The following is a 22571-nucleotide window of genomic DNA, read 5'->3' on the forward strand; positions in this document are numbered from 1 at the left end:
TCACCGCCGAGCAGAAGGAGAAAATGGACAAGCAGGCCGACATCCAGAGCCGCATGGAGGCCGGAAAAGTAGAGATCATGAAGGTGGTCGAGGGCGTTCAGGGCGCCGAGAAATTGGCCGAGCTCATCGAGCGGGGCAAGAAGAAGGGCAACCTGTCCTCCTCCGAGCTGCTGGACGTGCTGGAGGACATGAATCTGGACGCCGAGCAGATGGACAAGATCTATGACACTCTGGAGAACCTGGGCATCGACACCGTGGGCGAGGACTACATCCCCGAGCTGCCCGACGATGCCGAGCCCCCCCTGGAGGCCATGGAGGAGATCCCCGACGAGGAGCTGGTGGACCCCAACTCCATGGTGGACTCCTTCGGCACGGATGACCCGGTGCGCATGTATCTGAAGGAGATCGGCAAAGTCAATCTGCTCTCCTCTGAGGAGGAGATCGCCCTGGCCCAGGACATGGGCGCGGGCACCGCCGCAAAAGAACAGCTGGAGGAGATGGAGAAGTCCGGGGAGGAGATCCCCGACGAGGTCCGCGCCCAGCTGAACAAGACCATCAAGCGGGGCGAGCGGGCCAAGCAGCGCCTGGCCGAGGCCAACCTGCGTCTGGTGGTGTCCATCGCCAAGCGGTATGTGGGCCGGGGCATGCAGTTCCTGGACCTGATCCAGGAGGGCAACCTTGGCCTGATCAAGGCCGTGGAGAAGTTCGACTTCACCAAGGGCTTTAAGTTCTCGACCTACGCCACCTGGTGGATCCGCCAGGCCATCACCCGGGCCATCGCCGACCAGGCCCGCACCATCCGCATCCCTGTCCACATGGTGGAGACCATCAACAAGGTCATCCGCGTCTCCCGCCAGCTGCTCCAGGAGCTGGGCCACGACCCCACCCCCGAGGAGATCGCCGCCGAGATGAACATGCCCGTGGAGCGGGTGCGGGAGATCCTGAAGATCGCCCAGGAGCCCGTCTCTCTGGAGACCCCCATCGGCGAGGAGGAGGACAGCCATCTGGGCGACTTCATCCCCGACGAGGACGCCTCCGAGCCCGCCGAGGCCGCCAGCTTCACCCTGCTGAAGGAGCAGCTGGTGGAGGTCCTGTCCACCCTGACTCCCCGGGAGGAAAAGGTACTCAAGCTGCGCTTCGGCATTGAGGACGGCCGCACCCGCACCCTGGAAGAGGTGGGCAAGGAATTCAACGTCACCCGTGAACGCATCCGCCAGATCGAAGCCAAAGCCCTCCGCAAGCTCCGCCACCCCAGCCGGTCCAAGAAGCTGAAGGACTTTTTGAACTGAGTTAGAGATTGGGTTAACCGGAAAAATTTTTTTAAGTAAAAAATTTTTTCGAGGACTTTTGTCGCAAACTGCTTGAAAATCTTCGGATAAGTGAAAGTTCAGAAAACACACTTTTGTCGTTTTAAAACTTTAAAAACAACGTCTGATTTCGTAAAAAATTGAAAGTTCACCTTCATTTAAGCCTGGAGGTGAACTTTCAATTTTTCACTCCAAAAGCGAAAATAGATCGCGTTCTCTATTTCAGGGAAAAAGCGGCGCGGCGCAAGATGTGACCGAACGGAATGGCTCCTATTTTTTGTATATTGGGTACTGATTCTATCAAAAAATGAAGAAAATTCTGATTTGAAAACTGGACAACGCCCTTCTGACGGGTCTATAATAATTACAACGACCCCTCGGGAGAACAAGGGTGATGATGGATTATGAAGCGCGTGAAGATACGTAGAGTCAGTATGTGGAGCATGGTGCTCACCATTGTTGTTGGGGTGCTGTTTTTTGTGATTTCTTCTTGGACCAACCGGGAGTTTCGGGTCCTTCAGACTACGACAGAGCAGTATATCCTGTGTGAAAAAGCGGCCACTAACCTGCAGGACGGTTCGGATTACCTCACTGAGCAGGTCCGGCTGTATGTGATGACGGGCCAGCAGACCTACCTGGACAACTACTTTGAAGAGGCAAACCATACTCGCCGCCGTGAAAACGCCCTGGATGCCCTGCAGACTTACTTCGACGGAACGCGCACCTTTGCCGCCCTAAGAACAGCCATGGACCTGTCCACCCAGTTAATGGACACGGAATACTACGCCATGCGTCTGGTGCTGGAGACCGGGGACTCGGACCAGGTCAGCTGGCCCGCTCCGATTCAAGCGATCACCCTGTCTGCAGACGACGAGGCCCTCTCCTCATCTGGAAAGCTCCGCCGGGCCCAGCAGTTGGTGTGCGATGACAACTATCAGTCTGTGCGTACCCAGATCAGTGCCCAGGTATCCCGGTGTCTGTCCGATCTCATCCAGCAGACCCGGGATCAGCAGAGCCAGGCTTCTGTCGTCTTTTTTGGCATGTACCAGAAGCTGGAGATGAGCATTGGCATTCTGGTGGTCATTGTGCTGGTCGTGTGCGTCCTCATCCGCCGTCTGGTGGTACTGCCCATTCTCAAATGCAACGAGAGCGTCAAAGCGGGCGAGCCCCTTCCCGTAGCGGGTGCCGAAGAATTACAGGTAATGGCTGAGACCTATAACAAGGTCTATCAGGAGAACAAAGCGTCTCAGGCGCTGATCCGCCACAAGGCGGATTACGATGCCATTACCAATCTGCTCAACCGGAGTTCTTTTGAAATGCTGCTGAATGTCTTTGAGCAGGAAAATGCCCCCTTTGCCCTCATCATTATAGACGTGGATCGCTTCAAATCGGTGAACGATACCTACGGCCACACCGTCGGGGACAAGACACTGAAGAACGTTGCCGCCCTGCTGTGCGCTGCTTTCCGCAGCGGTGACCACGTCTTCCGCATCGGCGGGGACGAGTTTGCCGTCATCATGGTGGAGATGACCAGCGACCTGGACTATACCATCCGTGAGAAGGTGGACGCCATCAACCAGACCCTGGCCCAGCAGGACGACGGTCTGCCCAAGGTATCCCTCAGCGTGGGCGTGGCCTTCTCTGACCGGCCCGATCCCACGGGCACCATCTTCCAGGACGCGGACCAGGCCCTGTACCACCAGAAGAACCACGGCAAGGCCGGGTGCAGCTTCTATCAAAAGTGACCCTTGCCTTTTTCCCAATAGAATGGTATTTTATTGTGAGCCGGGACGAAACGCCCGGGAATCTTACGAAAAGGCTGGTGACAGCGTTGAAAATAACCGAGCTCTATGACCTCTCCCACACTGCGGCGGGGGACTATCTGGCCGGGTTCACCTATCCCTGGCAGGCTTTAGAGGGGCTGAAGGACTTTATCCTGGCCCTGGGTCCCACCCTGCCCAAGGAGGAATATGACCAGCGGGAGCCCAACGTGTGGGTCCACAAGACTGCCAAGGTCTTCCCCTCCGCCTATCTGGGCGCCCCCTGCATCATCGGGCCGGACACCGAGGTCCGCCACTGTGCCTTCATCCGCGGCAGCGCTTTAGTCGGCGCGGGCTGCGTGGTGGGCAACTCCGTGGAGCTGAAAAACGTCATCCTGTTCGACGGGGTGCAGACCCCCCACTATAACTATGTGGGTGACTCCATTCTGGGCTATAAGAGCCACATGGGGGCGGGCTCCATCACCTCCAATGTGAAGTCGGACAAGACTTTAGTCGTCATCCACGACCAGGCCGCCCCTGTGGAAACCGGGCGGAAGAAAGTGGGCGCGTTTTTGGGCGACCATGTGGAGGTGGGCTGCAACAGCGTGCTCAACCCCGGCACGGTCATTGGCCGCAACAGCAGCGTCTATCCCGTCTCCTGTGTCCGGGGCGTCATCCCGGCCAACAGCATCTGCAAGTCCGGCGGAATTGTCGTGCCCAAGCAGTGATAAGATCGGTCCCGGCGTCGGCTGGGGCCGATTTTTTTGCATCTCTCTTTGCATTCCGTGGTCATGGCAACAGAATTTTGTGGGGAACGGGGGTATACTTCGGTCAAGCTCAAGGGAGCATGGAAAGGGGATACACCTATGATTCGCAAGATCATTCACATTGACCAGGATAAATGCAACGGCTGCGGGGCCTGTGCCGCCGCCTGTCACGAGGGGGCCATCGGCATGGTGGACGGCAAGGCCCGCCTGCTGCGGGATGACTACTGCGACGGGCTGGGGGACTGCCTGCCCGCCTGCCCCACCGGGGCCATCACCTTTGTGGAGCGGGAGGCGGCGGAGTATGACCGGGCCGCCGTTGAAGAAAACCAGCGGAAGAAGGCGGGCCATATGGGTCATAAGGCTCTCCCCTTCTTTGGCGGCTGCCCGGGCAGTCGGATGCAGACCTTAGGGCACAAAGAAGCCGCTCCCGCGTCTGCCAGCGCCGTCGGCCAGACGCCCTCTCAGCTGGGCCAGTGGCCCTGCCAGATCAAGCTGGTTCCGGTGAACGCGCCCTATTTTCAGGGGGCCAAGCTGCTCATCGCCGCCGACTGCACCGCCTATGCCTATGCCAACATGCACAGCCAGTTCATGCGGGGGAAGGTCACCCTGATCGGCTGCCCCAAGCTGGACAGCGTGGACTACAGCGAAAAGCTCACCCAGATTATCCGGGACAACGACATCCAAAGCGTCACCGTGGTGCGCATGGAGGTCCCCTGCTGCGGCGGGCTGGAGATGGCCGCCAAGACCGCCCTGCAAAACAGCGGGAAGTTCATCCCCTGGCAGGTGGTGACCATTTCGATAGATGGGCAGATATTGGACTGACTTACTTTCAGTTAGGAGTTAGGAGTGATGAGAGATACGTCAACTCCTAACTCATCCTTCCTAACTCATCACTCTTTTGTATCACTCTAGAATTCTGGAATAACAGCCTTAGAAAGGGGAAATTACTATGAAAGAGCCTATGAAGAACATTGTCAAGGGCGAGGCCCTGATCCTGAAGGAGCAGGTGGACTATCAGCCCGGCCAGGTAGTCAGCAAGACCCTGGCCCAGAACGATGCCGTCAGCGTGACCCTGTTCTCCTTCGACAAGGGGGAGGAGATCAGCACCCACCAGTCCGAGGGCGATGCCTTTGTCACCTGCCTGGACGGCGTGGGCCGCATCACCATCGACGGCAAGGACTCCATCCTTCAGGAGGGCGAGTCTATCGTCATGCCCGCCGGTCACCCCCATGCGGTGTTCGGCGAGGAGCAGTTCAAAATGCTGCTGGTGGTGGTGTTCTGACGGGGCTTCCCGCAGCATTCCACTCAAAACGGGGTCGCTGGGGACGGCGACCCCGTTATTCTATCTATTTGCTATATTCAAGAGGAGGCGCAACGCCATGAAGCAGGAGATGTTTTGTTTTCAGTGTGAGCAGGCGGCGGGCTGTGTCGGCTGCACCGGACAGGCCGGGGTGTGCGGCAAGACGTCAGAGACGGCTCGGCTCCAGGACCGGCTCACCGGGGCCCTCATTGGTCTGGCCCGGGCCTCCAACGGGGAGGAGCACCTGGCGGATGACGTCTGCCGCCTGATGATCCGGGCCCTGTTCGCCACGCTGACCAACGTGAACTTTGACCCCCAGGCCCTGGGGCAGCTCATCGACCTGGTCCACCGGGAGAAGGAGCGGCTGGCCCCCGGCTGCGCCGCCTGCGGCGCGCCCTGCGGCAAGACGGAGGACTATGACATGACCCAGCTGTGGAACGCCCCCGAGGACATCCGCAGCCTGAAGTCCCTGGTGCTCTTCGGCATCCGGGGCATGGCGGCCTACGCCTACCACGCCATGGTGCTGGACTTCTGGGACGACGAGGTGGCTCAGTTCTTCCGTCGGGCCCTGTTCGCCCTGGGGGAGGACTGGGGCATGGATGAGCTGCTGCCTCTGGCCCTGGAGGTGGGCGAGCGGAATCTGGCCTGCATGGCCCTGCTGGACCGGGCCAACACCCACGCCTTCGGCACCCCAGAGCCCACCCAGGTCTCCATGGCCATAGAGCCTGGCCCCTTCATCGTGGTCTCCGGCCACGACCTGCTGGATTTGAAGCTGCTCCTGGACCAGACGGCGGGAACAGGCGTCAGCGTCTATACCCACGGGGAGATGCTGCCCGCCCACGGCTATCCCAACCTGCGGGCCTATCCCCACCTGAAGGGCAACTTCGGCACCGCGTGGCAGAACCAGCAGCAGGAGTTTGATTCGATTCCCGCCCCCATTCTGTTCACCACCAACTGCCTGATGCCGCCCAAGGAGAGCTACGCCGACCGGGTGTTCACCACCGGGGCGGTGGGCTACCCCGGCATGGTCCACATCGGGGCGGACCGGGACTTCTCCCCCGTCATCCAAAAGGCCCTGGAGCTGGGGGGCTACGCCAACCGGCGGCAGCTGTCCGGCATCAACGGCGGGACTACCCTGACCACCGGCTTTGCCCACGGGGCCGTCCTCGCCCGGGCGGACCAGGTGGTGGAGGCGGTGAAGTCGGGGGCCATCCGGCACTTCTTCCTGGTGGGCGGCTGCGACGGGGCCAGGCCGGGGCGAAACTATTACACGGAGTTCGTCCGGCTCACCCCGCCGGATACCGTTGTGCTCACCCTGGCCTGCGGCAAGTTCCGCTTCAACGACCTGGACCTGGGCACGGTGGCCGGGCTGCCCCGGATCATGGACGTGGGCCAGTGCAACGACGCCTACAGCGCCATCCAGATCGCTCTGGCCCTGGCCGATGCCTTCGGCTGCGGGGTGAACCAGCTGCCATTGTCCATGGTGCTGTCCTGGTACGAGCAGAAGGCGGTGTGCATCCTGCTGACCCTGCTGCACCTGGGCATCCAAAACATCCGCCTGGGCCCCACCCTGCCCGCCTTCCTCTCCCCCAACGTGCTCTCCTACCTGGCCGAGCACTATCACATCGCCCCCATCACCACCCCGGACCAGGACCTGATGGCCATGCTGGGGGAGTGATCTGCATTCCAAAGCCCGCGCCTGGAGCCTCCCCTCCCGGCGCGGGTTTTCCCTGTTATATGGCAGTCTCGAAATGGATATTTCTTCAAGTTTTCATCTCGTGAAAATTTTTTCGAGAAATTTAAAAAAAGTTGTTGACAACCCGGAGTCTTTCTGGTAAGATACTCATTGTTCCGAGCGAACGGGCCGCAAAAAGCCCACAACAAAATATGGGGGTATAGCTCAGCTGGGAGAGCGCTTGAATGGCATTCAAGAGGTCAGCGGTTCGATCCCGCTTATCTCCACCAACTCAAAAGTCCGAACTTTTTCCCGTTAGGGAAACGGGTTCGGGCTTTTCGTTTGTATTACCGATTTGAGGAGGAGAAACGTATGCTTAAGAAAATCAAGATCATTCTCAGTATCATTTCGATCATACTCAACCTCGCACTGATTGTGATGCTCGTGAACTACCAGGAAGAGGAAGAATAATTGGATGGGTGTGGAGTCATCCATTTGTCCGACACTCCCCTGCCGCGCATTTCCCCCTACTTACAGAGAGTTTTGGCCGCAACGAAAGTTGCGGCCTTTCTTTTTGTTCCCCAATAAAAAACGCTCAGATTTTTTATCGGTTTTTCTGTGATTTTGTTCATTACAGAACGGGATATTCCTTGCAGGATCAAGGGTTTTCTGTTATATTTATAATAAGGCTCTGTCACAACAAATGGTTGATTTTGACGAGAAATAGCGTATAATAATAGTAAGAAACAGTACCACCGAAGGAGGTAATTGGATATGCCTACTATCAAAGACGCATTAGATATTATCGGTAAGTTGACTGTCGCAGAGCAGGAAAGCCTTAAAACAATGCTTTTAAGTCCTGCCTTTGTAAAGTCTTTGAATATTGAAGATTTCGTAGCAAAGGAACGCTTTGCAAATGGTCGTGTATGCCCTCTTTGTGGCTGTATCCATGTGGTTCGCAATGGTCATCGTAAAGATGGCACACAGCGATATGTATGTAAGGATTGTGGCAAGTCCTTCGTGATTGCTACGAACTCCATTGTGTCTGGTACAAGAAAAGACTTGTCCGTGTGGGAGCAGTACATTGATTGTATGATGAATGGCTTATCCATTCGTAAGACTGCTGTTGCTTGTGGGATTCACAGAAACACCGCATTCCTTTGGAGACACAAGATTTTGGATGCACTTCAGAATATGGCAGACGATGTTACCCTTGACGGCATTATTGAGGCTGACGAAACTTTTTTCGCCATCTCGTACAAGGGCAATCATAGCAAGAGTAAGACATTTGCTATGCCACGCAAGGCTCATAAGCGTGGTCATTCTACACATATCAGAGGCTTGTCCCAAGAAAAGGTATGTGTTCCTTGTGCGGTTAATAGGAATGGCTTGTCTATCTCCAAGATTACGAATACTGGTAGAGTTTCTACAAGAGATTTACATCATATTTATGATGGTAGGATTAAGACCAATTCCACTCTTGTTACGGACAAGATGAACTCCTATGTGAGATTTACAAATGCCAATGGCATTGACCTTGTGCAGTTAAAGACTGGCAAAGCCAAGAAAGGCATTTATAATATCCAACATATCAATAGCTACCATAGCCAGCTAAAGAGGTTTATGCGTGGCTTTAACGGTGTTTCTACCAAGTATCTGAACAACTATCTTGTGTGGAATAACCTTGTAAATTACGCCAAAGAAAGCGACATGGAGAAAAGGAACATCTTCTTAACTTTCGTTTTGGCAACATTGAAAACTGCTAAATGCAGAGATTTATCAAACAGACCAGCAGTTCCTCTGGTCGCCTAATTAGAATTTGTGGAGATGATAAGATGGTCAATATAACAGATGTAAAACAGATTCTTCAATTTGCAATAGATGCGGAGATTAAAGTCTTTCTTGATGGTGGCTGGGGTGTAGATGCTCTTCTTGGATATCAGTCAAGAGCCCATAATGATATTGACATTTTTGTAGAAAAGAACGATTATCAGAACTTTATAGAAATAATGAAAGCTAATGGCTTTTATGAGATTAAGATGGAATATACAACATTGAACCATACTGTATGGGAAGATTTGAAAAACAGAATTATTGATTTGCATTGTTTTGAATATACGGACGAAGGTGAAATTCTTTATGATGGGGATTGTTTTCCGGTAGAAACTTTTTCGGGTAAAGGAAGAATTGAGGAAATAGAGGTTTCCTGTATTGAACCATATAGTCAAGTAATGTTCCATCTGGGATACGAGTTTGATGAAAATGATGCACATGATGTGAAGTTATTGTGTGAGACACTTCATATCGAAATTCCAAATGAGTATAGATAACTGCAAATAACAGTTTGTAGGGGAGTTCTGATACTCCCCTATAAAAATGGCTATTTATCAACTGTTTGTTGTGACATAGCCTATAATAAAGTTCTCATAGGCTGGCGGAGTATGTCTATCTTCGCCGCCACTACCGGAAGAGGGGATGCCACCATGGAACTTCAGCCGTCGCTGACCGTATCGCAAAAGCTGACGCTTACGCCCGCCATGCGTCAAGCCCTGCGCTGTCTTCAGCTGCCCATCCCGGAGCTGTCTGAGCTGCTACAGGAGGAGGCTCTGTCCAACCCCCTGCTCAACGCCGAGCCCCCGGAGCACACCGCCAGAGAGACCCTGTCCGCCCCCGAGATCCGGGAGGACAGCATCTGGCGCGTGGGCGGCCAGCGGGACCCAGAGGAGGACCGCACCGACAACGAGCCCCGGGTGGCCCAGGAGCAGACCTTTCAGGAGTACCTCCACAAGCAGTTGGGCCAGAACCGCCTGATCGACAGCCGACTGCGGGCCCTGTGCGACTATCTGGTGGGCTGCTTGGACAGCCGAGGCTATCTGGACTGCCCCATCCCCCAGCTGGCCCAGGAACTGGGCTGTCCTCTGTCCGATTTAGAGCAGGCCCTGTTCGCCGTGCAGATGCTGGACCCCCCCGGCGTGGGTGCCCGGGACCTGTCCGAGTGCCTGATCCTCCAGCTGGCCCAGGGGCCCTATTTCAACGCCCTCACCGTGGCCATTGCCCGGGACGGTTTAGATTTGCTGGCCGCCCAGGACTATAAGGGTCTGTGCAAAAAGCTGGGGGCCAAGCGCTCGGAGGTGGACCTGGCCTGCCAGGCCATCCGCTCTTTGAATCCAATCCCCTCCCGGGGCTTTTCCAGCGGCGCGCCCCTGTCCCTGTCCATTCCAGACGCCACCATCCGCTGCGAACAGGGGCACGTCATCATCGAGGTGGACCACCACGCCCTGCCCAAGCTGTCCATCAACCAGGACTACGCCGACATGCTCCACAAGAGCGACGACCCGGCAGTGCAGGATTACATCAAGGAGCAGCTGGGCCGGGCCAGGGCCATGATAGGCAATCTCCAGGGCCGCTATGACACCCTCACCCGCCTGCTGGCCGCCCTGACAGCGGCTCAGCCCGACTACTTCCTTCACGGGGGCGACCTAAAGCCCCTGACCATGCAGCAGCTGGCCCAGGGCATGGGGGTCAGCGTGTCCACCGTCAGCCGAACCGTTCAGAACAAATCCATTCTGTTCAATGGCATGGTGGTCCCCCTGCGCAGCTTCTTCACCGCCCCCGCCCGCACGGACGGCCAGGTGTCCTCCCAGGCGGTGAAACAGCGCATCCAGCACTTCATCCAGGCGGAGGACCCCTCCGCTCCCCTGTCCGACGACGCGGTGTGCGCCGCACTCAGCGCCGCGGGCATCAACATCTCCCGGCGGACGGCGGCCAAATACCGCGCCGCCCTGGGCATCCCCCCCGCTTCAGCCAGAAAAGCTAGAAGTTAGGAGTGATGAGTTAAAAGTTAAACTCATCTCTCATCACTCCTAACTCTTGCATCGCCAGCCAGGTGTGCAGGGCGGCGCCCAGGGGCAGCACGTCCTCGTTGAAGACCACGGCGGGGTTGTGCATGGGCCGTCCGAAGCGAGGGTCCTCCTGGGCCGTGCCCGCCCCCAGCAGCAGATAGGCGCAGGGCAGCTCGTAGGTATAGGAGGCAAAATCCTCCGATCCCATGCCCCCCTGGTCCAGGCGGATCACCCGGTCCGCCCCGGCGACCTCCTCCGCCCAGTTGGCCATCTGCTCCATCAGGGCCGGGTCGTTGTGCAGGGGCGGGGCCGAGGCCGGCTCCTCCACTAGGGCGCTGCCCCGAAAGGCCGATGCCACCGACTCCGCCACCTGGCGGATGCGGTCCATGAGCCGCTGAGACAGGTCCCGGTCAAAGGTGCGGATGGTCCCCTCCAGAACCGCCCGGTCCGGGATGACGTTGGGCAGCTCTCCCGCCTGGAACCGGCCCACGGTGACAACGGCGGGGCTTTTGGCCGGGACCTCCCGGCTGACCAGCTCCTGCAGGGCCAGATAGATGTGGGCGGTGATGTTGATGGGGTCCACCCCCGTCTCGGGCATGGCCCCGTGGCAGCCCTTTCCCGTCACGGTGACGCGGAACAGGGTACACCCAGCCATAAACGTCCCCCGCCCGCACAGCACCATACCGGAGGGCGTGCCAGAGTTCACGTGGAGGGCGATGGCCGCCTGGGGCTTAGGATTCTCCAGCACCCCGGTCTTCAGCATGGCCTTGGCTCCGGTGAAGCCCTCCTCGTCGGGCTGGAACACCAGCTTCACCGTGCCGTTTAACCGGTCCTGATATTTCCGCAGCAGGGCCGCCGCACCCAGCAGCATGGCCGCGTGCATATCGTGGCCGCATGCGTGCATGGCCCCATTGTCCGACTGAAAGTCCAGGCCGCTCTGCTCTCGCCCCGCCAGGGCATCCATGTCCGCCCGCAGCAGGACACACCGGCCCGTGTCTTTCCCGGTGATGGCGGCCACCAGGCCGCCGCCCAGAGCCTGGGGCTGATAGCCCAGCTTTTTCAGTTCCCCGGCAATATAGGCCGCCGTGCGGGGCAGTTCCTGACCCACCTCCGGGCAGCGGTGGATGGTCCGGCGGTGGGCTAGGATGGTCTCCCGCTCCTCCTGAGCGGCAGCCAACACGTCCCGGGCCGTAAGTTTTTGTTTCATAGGTCAGTTCCCCTTTCTTCTGTTTGGAATGGCTGAAAGATATTGTACCACATTTTCCCCCTTTACAACAGCGCAGAAGCAAAATCATCAGGAGGTCCTCTTTGTGACGATAGAAGCTTTTTATGCCGCTGTAGGCGGCGATTACCAGGCGACTCTCCGGCGGCTGATGGTCCCGGAGATCGTAGAGACCTTCGCCGTCCGCTATGCCCAGGACGCCACCGTGGACCGGCTCCACCGGGCCTTGGAGGCGGGCGACGCCGAGCTGGCCTTCCGCACCGTCCACTCTCTGCGGGGCCTGGCCCAGAACCTGGGCTTTCCCCGATTATATCAAGCCGCCGCCGTGCTGACGGAGGCCCTGCGGCCCAGGCTGCTGCCGGTGGACCCCGCCCTGATTGCTGCGGTAGACGACGCCCACCGCCAGGTCGTAGCGGCCATCGTCGCCTACTCTGAAACTTAACGCAAAGCCCAGCCTCTCATTCCCTCTCCCGCTTTTGTCCATCTGGGAGGAAAGGTCTGATCTTACATACAAAGGAGACCCCGGAGTGAATATCTTATCTGCCGCGCTCACCACGCTGAGCGCCTCTCCCGCCACGGGGCTGCTTCTGGCCGGGGAGCTGGCCGCTGCCGCCTGGATGGTGGAGCGCTTCGCCCGCCAGACCATAAAAATCCGAAAACAGAATCAAGCCCTGGCCTATGAGCGGACCTTCTCCCGCGCCCTGTCCCGGCTGGATCACGAGGTCTATCTGCTCCTGCGCCGCAGCGACACCTTTCCCCTGTACGTCGCCGGGGACCTGCCCGGACTCACCGGACTGACCCTGGAGGATATGCAGCGGGACATCGCCTGCTTCTTCCAGCTGATGAGCGCCGCCGATGCCAAGACCCTGCGCCGGATGCTGGAGAAGTGGGACCGCAGCGCCCCCCTGCGCATGAGCTTTCACAGCAAGCGGGAGGACCGGTGGCTGGAGCTGTGCGTGCTGCCCGCGGAGGATGACCGCTATACCCTGCTGAATCTGCGGGACGTGTCCGCTCTGCGCCAACAGCGGGAGGAGATGGCCGCCCAGCTGGAGGAGGCCCAGGCGGCCAGCCAGTCTAAGACCGAGTTCCTGTCCCGCATGAGCCACGAGATCCGCACTCCCATCAACGGCATCACCGGCCTGATGGCCCTGACCCGCACCCGCCTGGGCGGGTCCAACCCGGCGGCGGAGGAGTATCTGACCCGGGCGGAGGACCTGTCCCAGCATCTGCTGTCCGTCATCAACGACATTCTGGACCTGTCCCGCATCGAGGCGGGCAAGATCGAGCTGGAGCAGAAGAGCTTTGACCTGTACGCCCTGGGCGACCAGCTGCGCAGCATGTTCCAAAAGACGGTGGAGGCCAAGGGCCTGCGCTTCAACTTAGAGTTCAAAAACTTCACCGCCCGCTATGTGGTGGGCGACCAGCTGCGCATCACCCAGGTGCTGGTGAACTTCCTGTCCAACGCGGTGAAATTCACCAGCCAGGGCGAGATCTCCGTCACCTTCCGCCAAATGATGCTCTCTGACGACACGGTCAGCTTTATGGTGGCCGTGAAGGACACCGGCACGGGCATGGACCCCAAGTTCATCAATTCTATTTTCCGTCCCTTCCAGCAGGAGGACGCCTCCATCGCCAAGCGGTTCGGCGGCTCCGGCCTGGGCATGGCCATCACCGACCAGCTGGTGCGGCTGATGGGGGGCGAGATCGTGGTGGACAGTATGCCCGGACGGGGCAGCACCTTCACCGTCTATCTCCACCTGCCCATGGGCGACAGCCCCGCCCCCGTGGCAGCCCGGAAGGAGGAGACCGACGACTTCTCCTTCGAGGGCCGCCGCATCCTCATGGCCGAGGACAACGAGACCAACGCCAAGATCGCCGTGTCCATCCTGGAGGAGGTCCACGGGGCCCACGTGGAGGTGGCCCACAACGGCCAGGAGGCGGTGGATATGTTCTCCGCCCACCCGGCGGGCTATTACGACTTTATCCTCATGGACGTGCAGATGCCCGTGATGGATGGCCGCACCGCCGCCCGGACCATCCGCGCCCTGCCCCGGCCCGACGCCAAGACGGAGCTGATCTTCGCCCTGTCCGCCGATGCCTTCTTAGAGGACGAGCGCCAGTCTGTGGAGGCAGGCATGAACGGTCACTTCTCCAAGCCCGTGAATTATGACAAGCTCCGCCGCTGTGTGGGAACCTTTTTCAAAAGCAGAGAGGATGTTTAAATGCCCAAGCGTTCTAAAAACAGAAAACTGTCCCGCCAGGGAAAAATAGCGGTGCAGGCGGCGGCTCTGGGGCTGTGCGTTGTAGGCGGCTCTTTGGCTCTGCCCAAAGTGGGACATTCTTTCCGGCCCATCTTCGCCTTTTCCAATGTGCTGCGGCAGAACCAGATCATTTTCCCCGACCAGGAGAAGCAGTCCTCCCTGCTGGGCAATGGCGACGGCGCCTCCGACGCCCTCACCGAGGACAAGACCGCCGACGAGGCCCGCCGCCCCGACGCCAACGCCGGGACCCAGGACAGCATCCAGCTGGACGGGACCGTGCCCGACGGCGCGGTGCTGCCCGACGGGGCCATCGCCCCTGACGACGGCGCGTCCACCGGCGGCACCGGCGGCATCGCCTTTCTGCCCGGCGGCAGCGGCGGGGACGGCACCATCGTCATCCCCGGCGGTCAGATCATCCCGCTCCCGGACAAAGACGGAGACGGCACCGGTGGGACCGGCGGCGGCTCTGTCCCCTCCACCCCCGGCGACCCCGGCAGCGTCACCCCCGGCGGGGGCGGAGGCTCCGATGGCGGCGGGGGCGGCGGCGCGGAGGCCCCTGACATGCCTGACACGCCTGTCGTCCCCGGTGACGGTGCGCCTGCCGCCCCGGATACCAACATCGACTATGACGATCTGCCCACCGAGGATTATATCAAGGGCGATATCTTCGACAAGAATACCGGCATCACCAATCCCGATCTCGATCAGTACAACTACTCGCTGCTGGTCATCCAGGACGACATGGGTTTTCGTCCCAACCTGGCACATTTTTACAAGGGGCAGGAGATCACCGCCGCCGACTTTTTCCAGACCGCCGTCTTTCAGATCAAAGAGGGACTGGCGACCGGCGGCACCAACCAGGTCTACCGTGTCACCGACTTCGGGCCCAACTTCCGCATCGGCGAGTTTGATCCCGTAGTGTCGGGAGACTCCGTCACCGTCACCTTCTATTACCGCCTGAATCAGGACAGCCCCTGGCAGACGGTAGAGGCCACCTTCCCCGTGGAGCAGTGCGAGGTGCAGCTGCTGGTGGGCGACTATGACAGCGAGGGGACGCTGACCACCGCGGGCTATGGCAAGCCCGTCCGCCTGTACCCCAGCGGCCGGGAGGGCACCTTCGACCTGTCCCGCTACTTCTACCGGGCCCAGCCCATTCAGTTCTGGGGAGATGCCGCGGCCCCCATCTCCGAGCGCTCCATCGACCGCCTGTGCGTCGGCTGGGCCGCCAGCCGGGAGGATGCCGCCCAGGGCATCACGGTGGGGAATCTGTATGAGGCCCAGCCTGACCAGCACGGACTGATCGAGCTCTATCCCGTATTCGAGGACGTACCCGAGGGCTTCACCGCCGAGCTGACCCCCAGGTCAGACTATTATCTGTCCGGCAGCCTGAACAATGACGAATTCTCCTTCAGCACCGATGTGTTCTACCAGGCCATCACCGAAATTCCCGGTGACGACAGCGTGGAGCTGCCCCGGGGCACCCAGGTGTTAAGCGCCATGGGCAGTGTGAACACCATCTCCATCCCCGACACGCTGCTGTACATGAGTTTCTCCGGCCTGGATGACGACAGCTTTCTCACCGTTTACGACGGATATCAGGCCGACCCGGGCAACGAGAAGTATGCCTCCACCGAGGACGGGCTGATGTATAACAAGGACATGACCCGGCTGCTGGGCATCCCTTCCCGCTTTGACAAGCCCATCACAGTCCCCGCTGAGGTAAGCCAGGTGGTGGTGCCCCTGGCCCACTCTGTCCCATCCCTCATCTTCCTGGCCGACACCCCGCCCGCTGTCAATACTGAACAGGTCTCCCTTTGGAATCGGCTCTACCCGGACTGGAACGACCCGAATTTCTGGACGTTCACCCCCAGCCCGATGGACATTTATTTCCCCAAGTCCGCTGCCGTGTCCTACTTTGCCCTGTTCAGTCAGGCCGCTTCCGACGGCGGCTGCAACCTGTATACCCTGGGTGAGACCGGCACCGAGGATTCCGCTCCGGTGAGTTTTGCGGAAAACAACGGCCTCATCACCTCCAAGGACGGAACGGTCCTCTACTCCATCCGCGCCACGGTCTCCGGCACCTGTGTCCTGCCCGAGGGCATCACGACCATCGCCGCCGGAGCCCTGTCCGACGCATGGAACCTGACCACTCTGGTCCTGCCCAAGAGCCTGACCGCCCTGGAGGAGGGCAGTCTGGTCGGCTGGTTCCGGCAGGCCCTGTTTTTGGGGAATACTCCCCCGGCACTGGAGGGGGAGGTCTTTGACCTGTTCAGCCCGCCGGAGGTACTGGTGCGCACCGAGGCCGCCGATGCCTATGCCGCAGCCTGGGGGGAGACCCCGTCCTTCACCGCCGCCGACTTCGGCACCTATGTGCAGGACGGGTGGAGCTTCCTCCTCCTGCCCCAGGGAGCCGGCATGGATGCTACTCTGCTCCACGCGCCCACCGGCCTGACCGAATTCAACGAACACACCCTGGACAGCGTTCTGCCCGACGGCGCGGTGCTGACCACCATTGACAAGTATGCCTTTGAGGGCTGCGAGAACATGACGTTGGCCGTCTTCCCCGCAAGCGTCACCGCGGTGAACGACTATGCGTTCTGGGGCTGCACCAGTCTGGAGGGCATCTTCTTTGCCGCCAAGGACAGCATCACTGTGTCTGACTGTGCCTTTTATATCGCGGATCGTCCGCTGAACAAGGGAAATCTGCGCTTTGTGGCCCTCCAGGCCCAATGCGCCTCTTTCTCCAGTTCCTTCTCTGACTACTATACCCCCTACTACTTTCCCCAGGACAGCACGGGCTATCCAGACCCCGGATATTACGGCAACATCAAATGCTATGGTCCGGGCTATCAGCTTGAGGAACAGGGCAGCGGTGCGATTTTGTACAGCGAGCCATCCCTTTGGAAGTATTCCGACCAGGACCCCGACCCCGCCGAGGACGACCTGACCCGGGTGCTGTGCGTCGCCACCACCGGCGTGTCCGGCGACATCGACCTGTCTGGTGTCATCTGGATCAACCAGAGCGCCTTTTCTCAGTGCCCCAACGCGTTTACCCTGTCCAACGCCGATCATGTGTGGATCGTTGGGTATGAAGCATTCCTCGCTTCCGGTCTCACCGGCGAGTTGGTCCTGCCCGACGTGCGGACCATCGGCAGCAGCGCGTTCCAGCGCACCGGCATCACCTCCGCCGATCTGAGCAGCCCCAAGCTGGAGGTCATCGCCGACTTCGCCTTCAGCGAGTGTACACAGCTGGCCGCTTTGACGCTGGACCTGGACAGCACCCTGTCCTCCATCGGCTCCAACGCCTTCCAGCTCACCGCCCTCACCTCCTTCACTGTGCCCGCCAACGTGACCACACTGGGCAACGACGTGGTCAGCGGCTGCCCGCTGAGTTCCATGACGTTCCTGTCCGCCGAAGCGCCCCACCTCACCTTCTATCATGCCAAGCCCGTCTATCTGTATCAGAAGCTGGACAGCAACGAGAACGTCCTGGGCCCCGACCCGGACTTTCGGGTGGTGCTGGCCGGGGATGCCGCCGGGCACGAGATGGATTATCTGTTCGCCTGGCGGGATGCCATGTCCCCCTTTGACCAGGACCCCTATGAGACCGACCTGCTGGCCGGCGAGAACAACGCCCGCCAGGTGCTGGGGCTGGAGCGGGTGACGGAGATCACCCCAGACCCCAACGAGGAAGGACTGCCCGAGCTGCCCGCACTGCCGGAAATGCCAGAAATTCCGGAAATGCCCGAGTTTCCTGAAGGCTCCGCTGCGGGCGGCCAGGAGGAGCAGCCAGAGGCACCCGCTGCACCGGAGCCCCCCACTGAACCGGAACAGTCCGAAGGACCTGGCGAAGACAGCAAAGCCAATGAGACCGACCAAGGCGAGAATACCGACCCGGAACAGCCGGAAAATGACCCGGATGAGGCTGATGCCCCGTCTGAGGAGGAGGGCGAACAGCCATGATAATCGAACAGTCTGAGCATATCATCTGCGAGGTGGGCAAGGCCTTTATGGGCAAGGACGACATCGTCCGAAAGGTGCTGATGACCATCTATGCCGGGGGCCACATCCTGCTGGAGGACTGCCCCGGCGTGGGCAAGACCACCCTGGCCCTGGCCTTTTCCAAGGTGCTGGGTCTGCGCTTCAAGCGTATCCAGTTCACCACCGACACCCTGCCCTCTGACATCACCGGCTTCACCGTGTTCAACCAGCAGACCGGGGAATTTGAGTATCGGGAGGGCGCGGCCAACTGCCAGCTGCTGCTGGCCGACGAGATCAACCGCACCTCCCCCAAGACCCAGTCCGCCCTGCTGGAGGTGATGGAGGAGCGCAGCGTCACCGTGGACGGCCAGACCCACCAGCTGGATGCCCCTTTCCTGTGCATCGCCACCCAGAACCCCGCGGGCGCGGCGGGCACCCAGCCCCTGCCCGACTCTCAGCTGGACCGTTTCATGGTCCGCCTGTCCATCGGCTATCCCTCTCGCGAGGATCAAATTCACATCGTCCAGGCCCAGCGGACCCAGAACCCCCTGGACGACCTGTCCCCCGTGGCCGACGCCGCCAGCCTGATTGAGGTGCAGCAGTATCTGGGCACCGTCCATGCCAGTGACAGCGTGCTGGGCTATGCGGTGGACCTGTGCCAGGCTACCCGGGAGCTGCCCCTGGTGGAGCTGGGTGTCAGCCCCCGGGGCGTGGGCGCTCTGGTGCGCATGTCCCGGGCCCATGCCCTGCTGAAGCAGCGGGACTATGTGGTGCCCGAGGACGTGCAGGCCGTATTCAGCGACGTGTGCGCCCACCGTCTGGTGCTGCGGCCCCAGGCCCGGGTAGAGGGCGTGACCAGCCAGGACCTGCTGACCGAGGTGCTGCGCCAGGTCCCGCCCCCCGCCGCCCCGAGGTGGCCCCATGCTTAAACGCCGGGCGCTCTATGCCGCCGTTATTATCATGGCGGCTGGGCTGGCCTTCTGGTCGGGCAGTCCGTTTCTGGCGGCCATGACGGCGCTGCTGGTCCTGCTGCCCCTGCTGCTGTTCTGGCTGCTGCGCCGGGACATGGGCGCGGTGACCATGTCCCTCCAGGTGCCCGCCAGCTGCCCGGTGGGCAAGCCCTGCCCCATCACCGTGTACATCACCTGCCCCCGGCGGCCCTGGGTCATGGGTCTTATCACCCTGCGCATCCGCTGGCACAACGGCATGTTCGACGACGTGGTGGAGCAGGAGCGGCGGCTGTACCTGTCCGACGGCGTCATTCAGTTCCAGGTATCCATCACCTCTGACCTGTGCGGCGCGGCAGAAGTCTCCTGCCTGTCCGCCGTGGGCACCGACATTCTGGGCCTGTGCGCCGGGAGCATCCCCTGTCCCAAGCCCTCCTCTGTCATCGTGGTGCCCACCCCTCTGTCCCTGCGCCTGGTCCCGGCTGAAAACCGCCTGGGCCGCATGGACAACGAGCTGGAGTTCTTCAACCGCCGGGGGCCGGAGTTCTCCGAGATCTTCGATCTGCACCCCTATGCCCCCGGGGACGACGTGCGCTCCATCCACTGGAAGCTGTCTGGCAAGCTGAACGAGCTCATCGTCCGCCAGGGCAGCGAGCCCGCCCACAACTACACCGCCGTCATCTTAGACGCCGGTCTGGCCCAGGACGAGCAGACCGTCCCGCCCCAGCTGGTGGTGGGGGCGGTGCGGCTGGCCGCCGCCGTCAGCAGCCGTCTGGCCCGGGACGGGGTGCCCCACCAAAACGTCTTTTCCGCCCGGGGCGGCCTGTGGTCCCACGACGTGCGCAGCCAGGAGGAGAGCGCCGACACGGTGCTGCAATGGATGTCCTTCACCCTGCCCCAGCAGACGGGCACCGGTGTCCGCCGCTTTTTGGCTGCCAACGCCCAGCGGGAGTTTGCCCGGATCATCTATATCACCGCCGGCCCCCTGGTACCCGAGGTGGACTCCCTGGCCGCCCGGCGAAGCGTCACCGCCCTGTGTGTGTCCAACTGCGACCGGCCGCGGCTGACCCGGCGGGCCGACTGCTATATGATGGAGCTGCCCCTGGCCGCTCTGGAGGACGGCAAGCTGCAGCTGCCCGTGTAACGGCCCGTATCCTATCAGCCTATCAGAAAGGAGGCGCATCCCGCCATGCCGCGGAACCCGTTCCCCGTCCGAAAGACCGTGTACCTGTCGCTGACCTGCCTGTGCTTTCTCCTGGGGCTGTGCCGTGCCCTGCTGGTCCTGGTCCAGCGGGATGGGGCTATGCCCTTTTTGTTCTGTCTCATCGTATCTTCTTTGGCGCTGGGCAGCTGCGCTCTACTGGGGTGGAAGGCCCCCAAACCCGTGCCCAGCTGGACCGTTCCGGCGGTGCTGGCGGCGCTTATCACCCTGCTGCTGAACCAACCGCTGCTCCACGGCGGGGCCGGCTTTGCGAACTACTGCATCAGCTGGTGGAACCTGGCCTATGACGATGCCCTGCCCCGGCTGTCCTTGTCCGCCGACCGGACGGATCTAAACCTGTTTCTGCTGTGGCTGCTGCTGATTCTGGCTGTGCTGGTGTGGCACACCGCCGCCGATGGCGGCGTGGTCCGGGCCGTTGCCGTCACTTTTGTCTGCGCCCTGGTCACCATCGGCCTCAAGCGCTTCGACCCCCTGGCCTTCGCCCTGCTGTGCAGCGGCGTGTCCGGCCTGTGGCTCTATCGCCTGTCTGGCAATGACTGCCGGGCACAGCTGGACTGGCTGGTCCGTTTCACGGCGGTCACCGTGGCCCTGGCCCTGGTCCTGTCCGGCGGGACCCTCCAGTGGATAGATGCCGCCCGGGCCAACACTGTCCAGGCCGTCCACACCCTGCGCTATGGCTCCGACAGTCTGCCCGAAGGCGACCTGCGCCACGCCGAGAAGATGCAGACCGGCACGGACACCGTGCTGACTGTCCGCACCCAGCAGCAGAAGAACGTCTATCTCCGGGGCTATGTGGGGGGCCGGTATGAGGACGGGGTCTGGAAGCCACTGGCCCGCTCGGCTTACGCCGGGGAGTACACCGGCCTGTTCTCCTGGCTGGAGGGGCAGAACCTGCAGCCCGTCAGCCAATACGGCGCGTTCCTCGCCGCCGGGCAGGAGACCGAACCTGCGGAGAACATCATCTCTGTGGAGAATGTCTCCGCTGACCGCTCCCGGCTCTGTCTGCCCTACTCTCTGCTCTCTCTTACCGATCAGTCCCTCACCGGCCAGAAAGACGGCGCGATACGCGCTCCCGGCATTCTGGGGCTGCGCTCTTACCGGTTCTCCGAACGCTCCGGCTCCCTGCCCGGGGAGCTGCTCCAGCAGCCCGACTGGCTTACCAGGCCCCAGACCCAGGCCGAGCAGGACTATCTCCAGACGGAGTCGGTCTACCGGGCCTTTGTCTATGACACCTATCTGGACGTAGACCCCGGCCTGTCCGACCTGATCGCCCAGGTATTTGACCCCAATGGGGACGCCCCGGAGGGGCTGTACGCCGCCACCCAGCGCATCCGCACCGCCCTGAAGAACCAGACCGTCTATCACGCCCACCCCGCCTCCGTGCCCGAGAACGCGGAGCCCATCCGGTGGTTCCTCACCCAGGGGGAGGGCAACAGCGCCCTGTTCTCCGCCACCGCCGTGCTGGCCTATCGCAGCTTTGGCATCCCCGCCCGGTACGCCGAGGGCTATCTGCTGCCCCAGTCCCGCACCGCAGCAGGGGAACTGGTCCCCCTGTCCGGGGAGGACGCCCACGCCTGGGTGGAGATCTATCTGGACGGCATGGGCTGGGTGCCCGTGGACGTGACCCCCGGCTTCTATCTGGACGCCTATATGCTCCGCCAGCTGGCCGAGCACCCCCAGCAGGTGCAGCGCACCGTCTCCCTGTCTGACGACGACGCGTCCATCCAGTCTCAGCCCCAGCGGCCCTCCGCCCCGCCCAAGCAGGACACAGAGCAGACCCCCTCTCCCCTCCCCCAGCTGCTGCTGGGCGGCGGACTGGCCCTGCTCATCCTCGTTCTGGCCCTTCTCTTCCTGCTGGAGGCCCTGTGCTGGCTGGCCCTGCTGCGCCGCCTGCGGGCCTATCAGCGGGTGAAGAGCGCCGCCCGGGGCCTGTGGCTTTGCCAGTGGATCGCCAAGATGCTCCAGATCGTCGACCCGGGCCTGCGCCTGGGCTGGGAGACTCAGGCCACGGAGGACCGCCTGCGGACCCAGCTGCCCATCCTGCGCCCCGGGGAATACACCCGGGTGGCCGCCCTGATGGAAAAGTGCATCTACAGCCAGCAGCCCCTGCCCGCCTATGAGGTGCGCACCATGCTCTATTTCGCGGAGAAGCTGTGGACCCAGCGCACGGGCCTCTCCCCCGCCAAGCTGGCCCGCATCCGTCTCACCGCATTGGCGCCGCTGCCAGCGAAAACTTAAACACCCAAAAAGAAATCACGGGGACGGTTCTCTAAGAACCGTCCCCGTG

The 22571-nt window shown here is 61.0% G+C and carries 16 protein-coding genes and 1 tRNA gene; 16 read left to right on the plus strand and 1 reads right to left on the minus strand.

Annotated features, from left to right (window positions below; translation table 11 throughout):
- The first annotated feature begins 77 nt into the window (after positions 1-77).
- The 10 genes from rpoD (at position 78) to rpoN (ending at position 10633) form a co-directional block, all read left to right on the plus strand.
- Positions 78-1289, plus strand: coding sequence for an RNA polymerase sigma factor RpoD (rpoD, locus tag ACSAMP_RS13000; RefSeq protein WP_457800985.1), 1212 nt, complete (start codon positions 78-80; stop codon positions 1287-1289).
- Positions 1290-1711: 422 nt separating this feature from the next.
- Entirely contained in the window at positions 1712-3052 is a 1341-nt protein-coding gene (locus ACSAMP_RS13005) for a GGDEF domain-containing protein (protein WP_457800725.1), read from the plus strand.
- 77 nt (positions 3053-3129) lie between these two features.
- A complete protein-coding gene (locus tag ACSAMP_RS13010) occupies positions 3130-3795 on the plus strand; it encodes an acyltransferase (RefSeq protein WP_457800726.1) in 666 nt (221 codons plus the stop codon).
- A 138-nt stretch (positions 3796-3933) separates the two neighbouring features.
- Positions 3934-4656 carry an ATP-binding protein gene (locus tag ACSAMP_RS13015; protein WP_457800727.1) on the plus strand — a complete coding sequence of 241 codons (723 nt, stop codon included), beginning with the start codon at positions 3934-3936 and terminating at the stop codon, positions 4654-4656.
- Positions 4657-4783: 127 nt separating this feature from the next.
- Positions 4784-5116, plus strand: a complete 333-nt coding sequence (locus ACSAMP_RS13020) for a cupin domain-containing protein (protein ID WP_457800728.1) — start codon at positions 4784-4786, stop codon at positions 5114-5116.
- Between the two features lie 97 nt (positions 5117-5213).
- Positions 5214-6812 carry a hydroxylamine reductase gene (gene hcp / locus ACSAMP_RS13025; protein ID WP_457800729.1) on the plus strand — a complete coding sequence of 533 codons (1599 nt, stop codon included), beginning with the start codon at positions 5214-5216 and terminating at the stop codon, positions 6810-6812.
- 211 nt (positions 6813-7023) lie between these two features.
- A tRNA-Ala gene (locus ACSAMP_RS13030) sits at positions 7024-7099 on the plus strand.
- Between the two features lie 484 nt (positions 7100-7583).
- Positions 7584-8621: an IS1595-like element ISSag10 family transposase gene (locus tag ACSAMP_RS13035; protein ID WP_002837184.1), complete on the plus strand. Its 1038-nt coding sequence runs from the start codon at positions 7584-7586 to the stop codon at positions 8619-8621.
- A gap of 23 nt (positions 8622-8644) precedes the next feature.
- Positions 8645-9139, plus strand: a complete 495-nt coding sequence (lnu(C), locus tag ACSAMP_RS13040; protein WP_019543803.1) for a lincosamide nucleotidyltransferase Lnu(C) — start codon at positions 8645-8647, stop codon at positions 9137-9139.
- A gap of 153 nt (positions 9140-9292) precedes the next feature.
- On the plus strand, positions 9293-10633 hold the full coding sequence (gene rpoN / locus ACSAMP_RS13045; protein WP_457800730.1) for an RNA polymerase factor sigma-54: 1341 nt from the start codon (positions 9293-9295) through the stop codon (positions 10631-10633).
- Positions 10634-10643: 10 nt separating this feature from the next.
- On the opposite strand, the gene ACSAMP_RS13050 is transcribed toward rpoN, so the two are convergent.
- On the minus strand, positions 10644-11858 hold the full coding sequence (locus ACSAMP_RS13050; RefSeq protein ID WP_457800731.1) for a M20 metallopeptidase family protein: 1215 nt from the start codon (positions 11856-11858) through the stop codon (positions 10644-10646).
- Between the two features lie 103 nt (positions 11859-11961).
- On the opposite strand from ACSAMP_RS13050, the gene ACSAMP_RS13055 reads away from it, so the two are divergent.
- The 6 genes from ACSAMP_RS13055 (at position 11962) to ACSAMP_RS13080 (ending at position 22522) form a co-directional block, all read left to right on the plus strand.
- Entirely contained in the window at positions 11962-12315 is a 354-nt protein-coding gene (locus ACSAMP_RS13055) for an Hpt domain-containing protein (RefSeq protein ID WP_457800732.1), read from the plus strand.
- An 85-nt stretch (positions 12316-12400) separates the two neighbouring features.
- Positions 12401-14095, plus strand: a complete 1695-nt coding sequence (locus ACSAMP_RS13060) for an ATP-binding protein (protein WP_457800733.1) — start codon at positions 12401-12403, stop codon at positions 14093-14095.
- Positions 14096-18097: a leucine-rich repeat domain-containing protein gene (locus ACSAMP_RS13065; protein WP_457800734.1), complete on the plus strand. Its 4002-nt coding sequence runs from the start codon at positions 14096-14098 to the stop codon at positions 18095-18097.
- Positions 18094-19044, plus strand: coding sequence for an AAA family ATPase (locus ACSAMP_RS13070; protein ID WP_457800735.1), 951 nt, complete (start codon positions 18094-18096; stop codon positions 19042-19044). Before ACSAMP_RS13065 ends, ACSAMP_RS13070 begins: the two co-directional genes overlap by 4 nt.
- Positions 19037-20206, plus strand: coding sequence for a DUF58 domain-containing protein (locus ACSAMP_RS13075; RefSeq protein ID WP_457800736.1), 1170 nt, complete (start codon positions 19037-19039; stop codon positions 20204-20206). Before ACSAMP_RS13070 ends, ACSAMP_RS13075 begins: the two co-directional genes overlap by 8 nt.
- A gap of 45 nt (positions 20207-20251) precedes the next feature.
- The gene (locus tag ACSAMP_RS13080; RefSeq protein ID WP_457800737.1) at positions 20252-22522 is read left to right on the plus strand and encodes a transglutaminase-like domain-containing protein; all 2271 of its coding nucleotides are present in this window, start codon (positions 20252-20254) and stop codon (positions 22520-22522) included.
- The last annotated feature ends 49 nt before the right edge of the window (positions 22523-22571 follow it).

It is taken from the genome of Flintibacter sp. SJQ-8, from assembly GCF_054108085.1.